Below are 14,621 nucleotides of genomic sequence, written 5' to 3'. Positions count from 1 at the left end.
CTTATCTGAATTGGTTTAGGAATTTTAAATCGTTTTCGAAAAATGCACGTAAGTCGTTTACGCCATATCGCAACATGGTTAAACGCTCCACACCCATACCAAAGGCAAAGCCCGTGTATTTTTCAGGGTCAATACCCACAGAACGAAGTACATTCGGGTGGACCATGCCGCATCCTAATACTTCTAACCATTTACCGTTCTTACCCTTTACGTCAACTTCAGCTGACGGTTCCGTAAACGGAAAGTAAGATGGACGGAAACGTATTTCCATGTCTTCTTCAAAAAAGTTACGTAAGAAATCGTGCAAAATACCTTTAAGCTCAGTAAAGCTCACATCCGTATCAACCATCAAACCTTCAACCTGATGGAACATGGGTGTGTGTGTTTGGTCGTAATCGTTACGATATACGCGACCTGGAGAAATAATACGTAATGGCGGTTTCTCAGCTTCCATTGTACGAATTTGCACACCACTGGTTTGTGTACGTAGTACCAACTTAGGATTGAAATAGAAAGTATCATGATCCGCACGTGCAGGATGGTGCTCAGGAATATTTAAGGCATCAAAGTTATGGAAATCATCTTCCACTTCCGGACCAGATTTAACAGCAAAACCTAGCTCACCAAAAAATGACTCAATACGCTCAATCGTACGAGTAACAGGGTGTACGCCACCCACTGGCATAGTACGACCCGGCAATGTCACATCAATTGTCTCTTGGGCGAGCTTTTTCTCAAGAGCTTGTTGAGTTAAAAACTCACGCTTTTCATTAATCGCATCTTGTACTTGTGTTTTGGCTTGGTTGATCACCGCCCCTGCTTCTTTACGCTCTTCTGGCGCCAAAGTACCTAGGGTTTTTAGTAATCCAGTGATCTCACCTTTTTTACCAAGGTAATTAACTCGGACATCCTCAAGGTGGGCGATTTCGCTTGCGCCTGCGACGGCTTCTAGCGCCTGCGCTAAAATATTCTCTAAGTTCATTCTATACCTGATCTTTATGGAGGTAATTTGCTGTGTATTAATCGCTTATGATAACTGAAAGCAAGGACTAGATTCTAGCCCTAACTTGGCTCAGTTTGCCTTTGACAGTGAATATTTGTAAAAAGTTATCGCTTAAATGGCAAATTACCTGATAGAGAGTAACTATGACCATTGGTTGGTCACAAATTGAGCGTACTTTTAATAAAGGGAATCGTGAGTTTGCGCTGCGCGGCCATCGAAGCATGGTCAAGTTTGTCTAACACATCAAGTAATGCGCGCATGTCTCGGCTCAGTCTGGTTAACAAAAACCGCGCACATTCGTCAGATAGCTCAAGTCCTCTCATATTTGCACGCTTTACCAGCGCCTCCGCTTTATCATCATCGCTCATTGAACGGATCTGAAAAGTGGTCCCCCAAGCTAAACGAGACTCTAAATCTGGCAAATTGATATTGAGCATATTGGGCAGCAGATCAGCGGTTACTACAAGGCACTTATTGGGCTCATTAAAACGGTTGAAAAAGTTAAACAGCGCCTTTTCCCAAGACTCAATTCCAGCAACTAAGTGCACATCATCGATACACACCACATCGAGTGTTTCCAGTCCATCTAATACAGCCGGACCAAAATCGATAACTTCGCGCAAGCTCAACAAAATAGTCGATAGCCCCATTTCTTGAGCATGAATACACGTTGCATAAAGCAAATGTGACTTGCCAGAGTCTGCCAATCCACACAGATAAGTGTACTGGAACCCTTTGCTAATATTTAATAAAGAAGTTTTTAGGTGATTTACTTCTAAAGATTTGGCGCCGCCAAAATATGATTCAAACGTTTCGTCATCAGGCAAAGTGACCGGCAAAGCCATTTGTAGAGGTTCGTTACTCATCACTGCCCGCCTACCCAGCTGTATCTGAGGTTACCAATATTGGCAACTTGATAAAAAGCATGGGGGTCAATATAAACACTAAATGCCTGCTCCAAATTAAGAGATTTTATCAAATCATCCAATGTTGAGCTGTGCTTAATTACGAAGCGAATTTTATCAGCTGAACGATAAGTAACATCCACATCCACAACCGTACTCATGCTCTCAAGTTGTCTTTTAGCAAGCTCTATAGAGGTGAATGTGTTTAAATTATCAACCAGCAACGAAGTGGTTTGCAGCGTAATTGACCGTGTTGGGTCGATAGCATAGTTTTGCGCTAATGCCTCAGAGAAATTATTCACCATCGTGATTAAAATTTGCTGTTTATCACCCACTAATTTATTTACTTCAAACGACTGTGCGTCAGTATAACGCCATTCTAACTGCCAGCTGCTGCTATTGGGTTGTTGAAACATTCTTGCTGTGATAACGCGTTCTGCGTTATAGCGTTGTGAGGCAAACTCAACAGGCTTAGAAAAATTCCCCCACACCTCGGCAATGCTTACTTTGGTTAAATCATCTAAATCTAACAACGGTACAATCACAGGCACGCCCCACTCGGCCGCAGTATCGTAAATAAGTCTTTCTAATTGTGGATAGCTATCTTGGGTGACAAACTCCCTGCGAAAATTGTCTTCAATTGCCAACCAAATGGCGATAAGGGGTCTTCTATTACCCCAAAGAGGTAACTGTGCATCACGCACCAGTTCTTCTACTCTACTCGGCTCAAACCTAACACGTATTTTGGTTGACCCTTCAGGGGTCTCAAGATACTCATATTTGAGCATATAATCTGAAATTGAACGCATTGCTTGCTTGATCAACGCTGAGTCTGCGCCGTCATGGCGGCCAGTAAGCTTTTTAATAACGTTATACAATGCTTGCTTACTTGCCTCAACACGGGTATCTCGGCTTTTATCAGTGACGTAAAGCTCACTTTGATATAGATCAGTCACCTCTACTGCAGCACTTTGCAACGACCATACCCAACAAAAAATAAACAATATTCTCAATGCCATAACTTAAGCTACAGGAAACCTTTATAACGCGATCCTAAAGCAAAGTGCAGCCAAAGCAAAGTCCTTAGCAAACTTAAAGTTATTTTGAGACTGAAAAAGAAATTTGCCCTTTACCGTTGTTTTTTGCTTCATACAAAGCATCATCTGCCTGATGCAATATACCTTCAGCACTGAATGTTTGTCCGTAATTACCGGTAACACCAATACTGCAACCACACTTTACTTGCCTTGTGGCTTCAACCTCTATTGGTACGCATATCGCTTCTAAAAGTCTTTCGCATACTTGCTTTAATACACCAAAGTGTAGTGGCTCAGTCATCAGCACTACAAATTCGTCGCCACCTAAACGCGCAACCAAATCATAGCTTCTCACTTCCTTAGATAATCTTTGTGCGACAACTTTAAGCACAGTATCTCCTGCTTGATGACCATAGGTATCATTGATTGGTTTGAAGTCGTCTAAGTCTATATAAAGCACATACACTTCAAGCACAGCACGCTTAGACTTAGAAGAAAGGCGTGACAATTCGTTGAATAAGTACTTTCTGTTGGCCACACCCGTTAAGTTGTCATGTAGTGATTCATATTCAAGCTGATGCTGTAGCTGCTCTCGTTTAGTCACTTCCAAACGCACTTCTTCTAGGCTTTTTTGTAGCTCTCGGGTGCGCTCTAGCCCCCGCTCTTCCAACTCTCTTTGATAAATTTGTAAGGCTTCATTGGCTTCCACCAGCGCCCTTTGATTGTTAAACGCATCTAATGCTGAGGAAATCACATGACTTATCGTATAAAGCACATCAACAATACTTCCCGAGTATTCTTGCTCATTGCGATAAGACTGAATGATGAATGCGCCTAAAAAAGAGCTACGGTTGAGCAGTGGAAAGCAAAGCCACTGTTTAGGCATAGTACCAAGCACTTGAACATCGCCATTGGCAATCAGCTGCTTAATTTCTTGTTCCGTGAAGTTACAAATTTTACGTTGGTTGATTGCATAACCAGTTAAGGTATTTTCAATCACATTCACATCGATATCTTCTAAATCCTCAACGCGAACATCATCCATCACATCGTGAAAATAAGGAAAACTGAGCACGCCATCATCATTGTCAAACAGGATCACATAAAAATTATCGGCATAGGTAACTTTTTGCAAAATACAATGAATATCGAGTAAAAACCGTTGAATAGAGTCACTGGTATTAAGACAAGCGACGATATCTGTCACACTGTCAATAACGTTGTCTTTCGTTATTTTTTGTACAGTCATCGCTCCCCTTAGCTTATAAACGCGCGTAGAACTCATAGCTATGAGTATAGGATAGGATCTTAGGTTAGCTAAAACCTGCCAATAAAATAACCGCATAACAAAATACTGTCATATTCCCTTAATTAAAGGTAAATATTATGTAATATTTATTAACCCATAATTAACCATTCGAGTTGTCGTGCGCCGTTCTATTTTTATTGTTTTACACACACTAGCTATTTTCACTATTTCTTTTAGTTTACTTTCGGGGCTTCGCATCGGGTCTTTAGATAAGCCATATCTGTTAAGCATCGCCATGCTTTTGCCTGAAGGCCAAATACACTCATTACACTTAATCAGTGGTATGTCGCTACTGGTGCTTGCGTGCTATTACTGTTATTTCAAACTCGCTCATCGTAAAGTGATAGCTCAGTCTTTCTATCACAAGCTCGTTACATGGTTTGGTTATACGATAATACTAATAAGCTTGCTAAGTGGGGTTTTGTTGCGACTTGATTGGTTGCCACAATCTTTGCTGCCAATTCATTATTTAAGTGCAATAGCCCTCATTTTGTATCTATTACTACACAGCTGGGTGTATCTGCTTCAGCTAGGACGAAATGCATTTAAAAAAATACTGTTTATCCCGCTTAAGCGAATGCCATTTCGTTTAACGGGGGGGTTAATTATTTGCATTTGTGCATCGTACTATTACACACAATCTTTGACTCACACGCTATCTGTCTCACCTATTGCTGCAGAAGTATTGATGGAGATTGACGGCTATGACAATGAACCTCAATGGCTGGATGCGCCGATATTTTTTGTTGATACCAACCATGGTGCAAACTTTGTTGATGGCCACACGCAAGTGGCTATAAAAGCGCTGAGTAACGCCCAAGAAACATTTTTTTTATTTCGTTGGGCTGACCCGACTCAAAGCCTGCGTCATTTACCGCTCATAAAAACCCAATCGGGTTGGAAAGTTCAAGAAAATGGCTTTTATCACTTTGATGAACAAAGTTACTACGAAGATAAATTTGCCGTTATGTTATCTAATAGCTGCTCGTTTGGTGCAGATGGCACGAGCTATCTTGGCAAACAGCCTTTTAATTCATACCCTGCTAACTGGCACGGCAAAGGCTATCACGCCAGTTTAGATGGCAAAATACGAGATCTTTGGCATTGGAAAGCAGTACGTACTAACGACATGGTACTAGCGGATGACAACTTTTTTGGACCTTTGGTGACACCGCTTAGCGCAGAGCGCCGATACAAAGCTGGCTATCAAACCGACGGTAAAGAAAGCGGCTCGTATGTTATGAATTGGCAATGGTATTCAAAAAACCAAGTAACACCTAAAAGATTGCCAAATCAAAATACCGAAATATCACAACCCGTATTGCCATGGTTTGGCAGTCACCCTTACCAAAAAGAACATGATATCTACCCAAGCGGCACACAGTTAAGCTCTGTACTTTATCGCTCAAACCGCTTTGAAGGTGACAGGGCAGATGTCAGAGCAAAAGGCCGCTGGCAAGATGGCTACTGGACGCTAGAGCTTGTCAGAAAGAACAAAACAGCTTCACCCCACGATATTGAGCTTGCTAACCACACTTGCATGTGGGTATCCGCTTTTGATAGCAGCCAAATTGCACATACCCGCCACCAGCGAGCAATCAAGTTGAGGTATGCATTGTGATAAAACGCTTGTTGATTTCTTTATTGTTGGCGACTGGGCTTTATTGCCTTGTTCACTATTCCCATGCGCCGTCAATTCTACCTACTCCTCATGCTAGATATACGAAAATAGCCGCGACAGGCGCGCCATTAACACCTTGGCAAGGCCCTTGGGCTTGCGTATTCGACAGTCAACTAAACGTACTCTGGGAAGTGAAAACCGATAACGAGTCGATTCATGATGGCTACTGGACATACTCTTGGTTCCAACAAAGCAAAGGACAAGCAAACTTTGGCGATTGTTATTTTGAGTCACAGCGCTGTGATACGCAGGATCTCATTGAACACACCAACATCCAAGGCTTATGTGGACAACATAACTGGCGGCTGCCAACAGAGCAAGAGCTTGCTAGCCTGATACAATCGCCTTCTCGACCCGGCCGTCCATATATCGCCCATGACTATTTTAGCCATATAAAAAAAGGCGATTATTGGACAAGCCAATCAGATGCCAATCTATCGCAGCAATTTAAGCACCTAAAACTAGGGGCTAAAGCAGTTAACTTCCATGATGGCACCGTTAATGCCTTGCCATATAGAAATGCCGCATTTGTGATCTTGGTAAGCCCGCTTACCAAGTCACATCCACTGTCACAGATAAGTAGTCGTGATAACTCAATGAAACAATAATGAATACAGGACCAAGGAAATGAAGACACATATCGTGAGTCTTGCTGTCGGTTTGGGTTTATCGCTCAGCGCCCACGCAGGCAGTCAGTATCACAGACTAATTTGGGACCACAATCCAGCATCTCAAGCAACGATTGGATTTACGCCATCAGGCGCAAGCAATCATCATATCAAATATGGCACCTCAACAGATGAGCAAACTTGGCTCACTCACAATGTTGATGTAACGCATACATTTGATGGTAGTTTAAGCAGCAGCTTTGCAACTTTAAAAAACCTTACCGCCAACTCGAATGTGTATTATCGAGTATGTGATAGCGAGGGCTGCTCTGAGCGCTTTTGGTTTAAAACTGCCCCAACCGATGCCCAACCTTTTACGGCTATTGCTGGCGGTGATACCCGTACAGGATGGACAACACGTCGTAAAGGCAATGAACTCATCGCCAAGATACGTCCGTTATTCATCATGCATGGCGGTGACTATACTAATGCAAACTCGGCATCAGAGATGACTGAGTATCTTAAAGATTGGCAGCTTACTTTTTCAAGCGATACCATCGACGGGCTAAGTTACAAACGTATTTATCCATTTGTAGCCACACACGGCAACCACGAAGATGATAACTATAAAACACTTTGCCAAGTGTTTGGCGTTGACTATAACCAAGATGGCCAATGTACTAGCTTAGATACCTATGGCGCCTTCAATGTTGGCACTTTGCTGCGCGTTTATACGCTCAATAGCCAATATAAGAACAGTGGCTGGTCGAGCTATGCAACGGCTATGAATAACTGGTTAGCACAAGATTTAAGCGCCCATGGTAACAGTGCAACTTGGCGCAGCGCACAATATCACAAGCCGATGTACCCGCATTACTCAGGTAAATCTGACAACACCATTTTACACACTTGGTGGGCTAATGAATTTTACAACAAGGCAATGAATCTTGTAGTTGAGTCGGACACCCATATCAACAAGCTAACACAAGCGTTACAACCCACATCAGATGGCTTCAACGCAACCACTACTGGTGGCACTGTTTATGTTGGTGAAGGTAGCTGGGGTGCCCCCGCTCGTTCAGCTAACGATCCAAAAAGCTGGACTATTGACTTAGCCAGTATTCAACAGTTTAAAGTACTCTCTGTCAGTGCTGACAAGTTATTGGTGCGCACTGCTCAATTTGATGCAACAGCAGATACGCTCAGCCTTGAACAAAGAGCTGCAGACCCGCTAGCACTGCCCGCAAATATCAACTGGTGGCAAGCAAGTGAAATCGGCGACACACTAACACTTAAACAAGCCAGCAATAAACTCAGTGTGATAGATAATGGCAGTGGACCTGTGGAACCACCACGTGCAATCGCGCTACAAAATGGTGAAGTTGTTGCAAACCTCAGTGCAGCTAAAAATAGCGAAGTTCATTATGTGCTTGAAGTACCTGATAACGCGAGCAATCTAACATTTAGCACCTCTGGCGGCTCCGGCGATGCAGACCTTTACGTTAAGTTTGCGCAATTAGCCACTTTGCAAAGCTATGATTGCCGCCCATATGAAAACGGCAATAATGAAAATTGCCCAATTAGTGCGCCGCAAGCAGGTAAATACTATGTCATGCTACATGCTTATGATGCCTATTCTGGCATGAACTTAGTGGCTAGCTATACCGTAGGCACCGTCCCTGGTAAACAGCAACAATGGCCAGATTTAAGCGCAAGTAAGGGCGATTGGCTTTACTACACCTTTGATGTACCAGCGGGCGTAAGTAACCTTGTGGTAAAAACCAGTCAAGGCACAGGCGATGCCGACCTTTATGTTAGGTTTGGACAAAAACCTACCAGCTCCAGTTATGAATGCCGACCTTTCAAAGAGGGCAATACAGAGCAATGCAATATCGCTAATCCACAAAGTGGCACTTGGCATTTAGCCATTAAAGCGTACAGTAGCTATTCTGGCGTATTGCTTGAGGCACAAGCACAATAAAGCCCCCTTGCCCCTTGTTATTTGCCTAACTGACCATAAGTCTTAGGCTAATACTTTACAAGGGGCATGCTATGGACTTTTTACATACCATGGTGCGTGTTAAGGATTTAGACGCATCATTACATTTTTATTGTGACCTATTGGGTCTTATCGAAGTTAAAAGATACGACAGCGAGCAAGGTCGCTTTTCATTAATTTATCTGGCCGCTCCAGGCCAGTTGGATGAAGCAAAAGAAAGCTTCAAACCTACCATTGAGTTAACCTACAACTGGGATCCTGAAGACTATACGGGTGGACGCAACTTTGGTCATCTGGCATTTTCAGTCGATGATATTTACGCCATTTGTGACAAGCTTCGCCAATCAGGCGTAACCATTAATCGCCCACCTCGCTGTGGTCATATGGCGTTTGTTAAATCTCCGGATGGTATTTCTATCGAGCTTTTGCAAAAAGGTGAGGCACTGGCGCCACAAGAGCCTTGGCTTTCAATGCAAAACACTGGTACTTGGTAATTGATATGCTAAACACCCAAGGCTGTGGTGTTTAGCGTACTATTCCTAAATCTTTGTCGGTAATGTGGTAGTCGGCCAACAGTTTGTTCAACGCCTTATCAAATAACGGGTCTCGCATTAAGTTATTGATAGTGTCTATTACTGCCTGCATAGATTTGGTTGCCACCATTGCCCGCGAGTAAAACTCATGGGGCTGCTGCGAAAAATGAATATCGTTTTGCCAGTGCTTATTTTGCGCCACCAAATAATTCACGGTTGCTCGACTAATCACCGCAACATCTAAACGCTGTTTGACGACCATCTCTAATAATTGCAGCTCAGTACCTGTTTCAACCACAATCGCTTTTTCAAGCGTTACTACCGGCGCAACTTGAAAGTAATAATAGCCCCTTATCCCACCGATTGTTTTTGCATACAAAGACGATGGACCATCAAATTCAAAGGGCGCTTTCACATGCGAAACAAACTCGTCCCTATCATTCATAAACGCTTTAGACCACGCAAATTTTATTTGCTCACGGTCTCTAAACCAAACTGGACTTACGCCCATAATTAATCCGTCTAATGTGTTTTGCTCGATGTCTCTATTTAGACGCTTACGCGGCATGTATTCTAATTTAAAGTTAATCATGGACTGAAACTGATTGAGTAACTTGGTCAAATCGAAATACAGGCCTTTTTCTTCTTCAACATCAATAAGGTAAGGAGGTTTTAAATGGTAGGCATAGATTTTTACTTGTTGCGCTGCATAACTGGGCAAAATAATAAACAGCAAACTCATTACTGCTAGTTGTAGTAAAGCGCGATGTGGTATAAACGTCATGGCAGGCTAGTAGCTCTATCTCGTTTAAACTAATTCCTACACAGTGTTAACCAGTCACTAATACAATGCAAACAATTTATACGTTTATCCAGAAGCGTGAATAAGGCACATAGGCAAAATTAAGCCTATGTGCCGATGAGGTATTAGTTACAACCACCGTCGTTGTAAGTTACTTTGAGTGATGCCGCTTGTGAGTCGCCCGACACTTTTAAGTAGCCCCAAAACTGGGATTGACCACTTACACTAATGCATTCTGCGTTACCTTGATTATCAGAACGCGCATCAACATTAGTGCCATTTGGCCAACCTGAGTTACTGTACTCCAAAGTTAAATCGCCACTGCCGTTAGCGGTTTCGATGCGGATAGTGCTTTGCTCATTCACACTTTCTAAGCTAAACCACATAACCGATTCATTACCCAAGCATATGAGCTCGCCGTCTTTTGCTCGTCCGCTAGTTCTTGCCGCTTGAGTTTGGCATGCATCAGGAAGTGACGCGATTGGCGCATCAAAATTAGCAACTAGTTGCACATTGCTAAAGGCATTGTAGCCTCTGATCATCACAAAATACTTGCCCGCCTGAGGCTGCGCAAAGTCACATTGCTCACTGTTACCACCCACATATGGACGACAATCATAACTTGTTAGTGTAGGTTCACTGTTATAACGCACATATAAGTCAGCATCCCCTTCGCCTCCAGATATTGCGAAGTTCAAATTACTCGCCTGCTGCGGCACATCCAGCACAAACATTAACTCTTCATTTTGTTGCCCTGAGATAGTAACGGCTTGGCCACGTTTAAGCGGAGTTGCCCCTTGCCCTTGTGCCACGCTTACCGAAGTACTTGCGGTGTTTGACAACCCATCAGAGTCTGTAACTGTTAATGTAACGGTATAGTCACCCGCATTGTCATAGGTATGAGACGGATTAGCCTGTGAGCTTTGGTTACCATCACCAAAGTCCCACTGGTAGGTGGCAATCGCGCCATCCGCATCGCTACTTCCTTCACTTGAGAACGTAATCGCTTCGCCCTCATTACCACTGTATGGTCCGTTTACTTTGGCAACAGGTGCAGACGGTCCTCCCTTTGCTAACTCCTCTGTCCACTGGGTAAATTCGCTATCAAAGCGTACCTGCCAGTCATTGATAAGCGTTTTATAGCCAGCCCAATCGCCAACACGGGTTTTACCAAGCATTTTGTTCAACTCATCGTTGTGACGCTCAAACATAAAGCGCACAGCAAGATAACCCCAGCGATATATTCTGTCTTGGTCAAAGCCGGCATAAGTGGTAGCAAACACTTGCTGTAAATTGTAAACCGAGCCGTCTTTTATGGTATCAATTGCTTTTTGGTTGTCATTTAGGTTAGCAATGTATTCAGCAACCCCTTCGCTCCACCAAACAATGGCTTCCGTCGGTGCGTTAAAACCACCGTAAAGATCGAATCGCCCATCCAAATAATGCACGTATTCATGTTCTAGGTTCCAAACAAAGTGATCTGCTTTTGCATAACTTGCCTCATATGCGACAAAGTTAGCCTGATTATCCGTTTTGCTAGGATCACCCTCTAAATACATACCCCCATTGTTGGTATCGATTTTAAATATGGCTTTTGCATACTTTTTATAATCGTTACTACTGTTGAAGACATTTACTTGTAAAAACGAGTTATTATCATCCGCAACTGGTGTTTGATTGGTCGCTAAACGGGTGTGAAAGCGCGTTTCTTCCGCCGCCATAGTGTCACACGCTGAAGATAGTTGCTGCGGTGTCATCTCTTGTGAACGAATACGAATAGTGCTGCTACATTGATGCGTTTGTGACAGCACTTGCTGTGTTAAAGTGTCTTCAAAGTTACAGATCCCAAACTCTGAACAATCTGCATAGTATGACGCCACATCCGCTGCATTTAGCCACAGCGCGTCACCAAAACCATAGCTTTTGTAGGTTGAGAAAAGCTGCTTCAAACCGTTGGTTACAATCGCTTCAATATCGCTCGCGCCATATTTCTTTAACCTTGCAAGCTCACCAGATGCATTGACAATTAAAAACTCAGAGTCTGAGTTAACCATCCAAGATTTTTGCGTAAAGGCAACGAGCTTATTCACTAAGTCGGTATCTTTTTTGATTTTGCTAACATAAGCATCATTCCACTGACCACGGAATAAAATAGTGAAAATACCATTGATGGCGTTGCGCATATTACGGTTGCTTGCGTAGTTTTCGTCAAAGCGAGTTAACCACTGACGCACAACCTCCAAATACTCGTGCTGTAGCTCTGCACTGTCCATCGTGGTGATGACTTCTTGAAGCACTTTGCCATGCTCGTTATTGTTGTCATAAAAATGGCTGTTATTTACAAAGGCGTCGATTGATAACTTAACGTTAGCACTGATGCTGCTATCAAAAGTGACCGCGTCGTTATAAAACTCAACATAAAAACCCGCACGAATGAACAAAAACAGTGCAGTTAAGTCATTGCTGCCAGTACCTGTATAGCTGCTAGCAAGTGTTTTAGCATGTTCCACCGCCGCGCTCATTTTTGCATTTGTAAATACCGCAACTTGCACATTGCTACTGGCAGAAAATAGCTCATTAACACAGCTCGTGCCTTGTGATTTAACCAAGTCAACAAGCTGATCAGCTGACGCATTTGCCAGCGCATCAAGGGAGCAAGCTTGCATTGCATCTACAGACGCAACTTGATGTACTCTAAACTGCGGATTTAGGGTTTCAACTCTATTTAGGGTTGACTGCGCCGCAGGCGCGCGTTCGTCCTTTTTTGCGTGCTCATGACCATGTTCTGTATGCTCAACAACCTGTGCTGAATAAGGCTGCATAAGTGCAGGTTCTATACGTTCCGACGCCATAATGCTTTGACTGACGCTCAGCCCCAAAAGTGGCAGAGATAAAATAATGTTGTTCAGTTTCATAATGTGTACCTTTGTATGTTGTGTATCCAAGTCCATCAATTGTGGACACATTACAATTAACATTAAATAAACAGTGTATACAATATATTTTATATACCATTAATGAATATAAACATATCGAGAATGGTATAAGCGTCATTAGTAAATCGGTCGTAAGAACATGAATAGAACTCGCTCCTCTTATGCAATATTTGATTTTCAAACAGCAACTTAAAGTGAAGTCACAACATTGTGCGCAATACCTATTTTAAAAGCGGTTTAATTAATTTTTTGCTTCTATTTGGTATGCAATACTTGGATCACATCGAAACAAATAAAGGTGTGCATCAGCTTATAAGTGCATAGACTCAATCACTTCGAGCAGGCTTTTTCTACAAACTGCAAACCTAGCCTATAATAACGATGTTGTTCACGTATCAAATCCTTAATCTGATGAATTAAATCAGCCAGTGAATGCGATTTCTTTTATTGTTACGATTAGAGGCTGTTGATCTTTGGACATTAATCATTCAACAACGATTGGCAGCCACATCATTATGAATGCTAGGGCCACGTTGCTCGCATAATTTCTTGCTAGTTTGTCGTATCGAGTCGCTATTGCTCGATACTTCTTTATCTTCATAAAGGCGTTTTCAACAAGGTGGCGATATTTATATAGACACCAATCTATGTCTTCGTTGCCAACCTTGCTGTTTCCTTTTCTTGGCACATTGGCTCGGCTGCCTAACTCTTCAATTTGGTTTCTAAAGTCATTACTGTCATAGCCTTTATCTGCCGTTATAACTTCTGCTTTAGGGGACCTCAAAACTAGGCTTTTAGCATGATTTACATCGTGAATGTGACCGCCAGAAAGTTCAAAGTAGACTGGCAGTCCACAGCTATCAACAACAAGATGAATTTTAGTTGTATTGCCCGCTACACTTTTGCCAACCGCCTCATCGTTATTACTACATGCACCACTGCTATCTTGATGTGCTTTCACTATACTTCCATCAACAAATAGCCATTCAGGGTCACTAAGTGATGCTAATGTTTCAAAGAGTTTCTGCAAAACCCCTTTTTTAGACCAAAGGTTAAAGCGTCTAAAAACAGAATTCCAAAGGCCAAATTCTCTGGGTAAATCTCGCCACTGGATGCCTGTCCTCATTCGAAAAAGAATGCCCTCCATCGTCATACGGTGCTCGTATTTATTATAAACACGGCCTGTAGCGTGCAGTATTTCTTTGAGGTATTCCCAAGTTGTATCTGTTAACATCATTCTCGGCATAGCAACGTCCAATCTTGGTGGTATGTTTGATTTTTGGCGAAACCATTATACCTTGTTGCTATGCCGTTTATTATTTAAACAAAGATCAACAGCCTCTAGTCGGTTGCTCAATGTGATTGGTATTAAACTGGCAAGCAGGACATACGTTTTGATATAAGTTTTATGTTCAGTATTCGGAGTGGCTACTTTGACCATACCAACACATCATTTATTACCGTACCTTTGCCGCGTTGTATTCTTTGTAATCGCTAGTTTTACTATTTTCAGTTTTAGTCATGCCAAAGCACTAAGGGTTGTCACCGAGCACTTCCCCCCATTTCAAATTGCGCCATCAAACAATGCTCCTGAAGCAGGGATAGCACTCAATTTTTTTAAGCGTATTCAGCAAGAACTCGGGCGAGACGAAAAAGCGGAGTTTCTTCCTTGGGCAAGGGCATACAAAATAGTCGACACTGAAAATCACTTAATGCATTGATCTTCTTGATGATCTAAACGATCTTACTATCCTCATTTTGCAACGTTTGTTTTCTCACCCCTCAAAACCTTGCAAAATGGAGATTAA

12 protein-coding genes are annotated in these 14,621 nt (G+C 42.6%); 5 read left to right on the top strand and 7 right to left on the bottom strand.

The features are described 5' to 3' along the window. Window position 1 precedes the first annotated feature (1 nt). The 4 genes from pheS to HC733_RS04795 form a co-directional block, all read right to left on the bottom strand. Entirely contained in the window at window positions 2-982 is a 981-nt protein-coding gene (gene pheS / locus HC733_RS04810; protein WP_190363919.1) for a phenylalanine--tRNA ligase subunit alpha, read from the bottom strand. A 179-nt stretch (window positions 983-1,161) separates the two neighbouring features. Next, window positions 1,162-1,869 (bottom strand): DnaA regulatory inactivator Hda, encoded by a 708-nt coding sequence (gene hda, locus HC733_RS04805; protein ID WP_194709978.1) that lies wholly within the window; start codon window positions 1,867-1,869, stop codon window positions 1,162-1,164. Continuing rightward, entirely contained in the window at window positions 1,869-2,927 is a 1,059-nt protein-coding gene (locus HC733_RS04800; RefSeq protein ID WP_190363917.1) for a DUF2066 domain-containing protein, read from the bottom strand. Before HC733_RS04800 ends, hda begins: the two co-directional genes overlap by 1 nt. 79 nt (window positions 2,928-3,006) lie before the next feature. After that, complete coding sequence (locus HC733_RS04795) at window positions 3,007-4,194, bottom strand: GGDEF domain-containing protein (RefSeq protein ID WP_190363916.1); 1,188 nt, start codon at window positions 4,192-4,194, stop codon at window positions 3,007-3,009. 178 nt (window positions 4,195-4,372) lie between these two features. Here HC733_RS04795 and HC733_RS23505 point away from each other — a divergent pair, with 178 nt between their 5' ends. From HC733_RS23505 to gloA, 4 genes are all read left to right on the top strand, one after another. After that, the gene (locus tag HC733_RS23505) at window positions 4,373-5,875 is read left to right on the top strand and encodes an ethylbenzene dehydrogenase-related protein (RefSeq protein WP_190363915.1); all 1,503 of its coding nucleotides are present in this window, start codon (window positions 4,373-4,375) and stop codon (window positions 5,873-5,875) included. After that, window positions 5,872-6,543: an Lcl domain-containing protein gene (locus tag HC733_RS04785; RefSeq protein ID WP_190363914.1), complete on the top strand. Its 672-nt coding sequence runs from the start codon at window positions 5,872-5,874 to the stop codon at window positions 6,541-6,543. Before HC733_RS23505 ends, HC733_RS04785 begins: the two co-directional genes overlap by 4 nt. Window positions 6,544-6,562: 19 nt before the next feature. Beyond that, window positions 6,563-8,524, top strand: a complete 1,962-nt coding sequence (locus HC733_RS04780) for a pre-peptidase C-terminal domain-containing protein (RefSeq protein WP_190363913.1) — start codon at window positions 6,563-6,565, stop codon at window positions 8,522-8,524. Between the two features lie 71 nt (window positions 8,525-8,595). Continuing rightward, complete coding sequence (gene gloA, locus HC733_RS04775; protein ID WP_190363912.1) at window positions 8,596-9,036, top strand: lactoylglutathione lyase; 441 nt, start codon at window positions 8,596-8,598, stop codon at window positions 9,034-9,036. A 31-nt stretch (window positions 9,037-9,067) separates the two neighbouring features. Here gloA and HC733_RS04770 read toward each other — a convergent pair whose 3' ends face one another. From HC733_RS04770 to HC733_RS04760, 3 genes are all read right to left on the bottom strand, one after another. Beyond that, window positions 9,068-9,859 (bottom strand): substrate-binding periplasmic protein, encoded by a 792-nt coding sequence (locus HC733_RS04770; protein WP_190363911.1) that lies wholly within the window; start codon window positions 9,857-9,859, stop codon window positions 9,068-9,070. A gap of 143 nt (window positions 9,860-10,002) precedes the next feature. Further along, the gene (locus HC733_RS04765; RefSeq protein ID WP_190363910.1) at window positions 10,003-12,792 is read right to left on the bottom strand and encodes a collagenase; all 2,790 of its coding nucleotides are present in this window, start codon (window positions 12,790-12,792) and stop codon (window positions 10,003-10,005) included. Window positions 12,793-13,297: 505 nt separating this feature from the next. Then, complete coding sequence (locus tag HC733_RS04760; protein ID WP_190363909.1) at window positions 13,298-14,059, bottom strand: IS5 family transposase; 762 nt, start codon at window positions 14,057-14,059, stop codon at window positions 13,298-13,300. Between the two features lie 187 nt (window positions 14,060-14,246). On the opposite strand from HC733_RS04760, the gene HC733_RS04755 reads away from it, so the two are divergent. Beyond that, a complete protein-coding gene (locus tag HC733_RS04755) occupies window positions 14,247-14,534 on the top strand; it encodes a hypothetical protein (RefSeq protein ID WP_190363908.1) in 288 nt (95 codons plus the stop codon). The last annotated feature ends 87 nt before the right edge of the window (window positions 14,535-14,621 follow it).

The sequence above is a fragment of the Pseudoalteromonas sp. S16_S37 genome, assembly GCF_014694405.1.
Lineage (GTDB): Bacteria > Pseudomonadota > Gammaproteobacteria > Enterobacterales > Alteromonadaceae > Pseudoalteromonas.
This window is presented reverse-complemented; position numbering and strand designations above follow the sequence as displayed.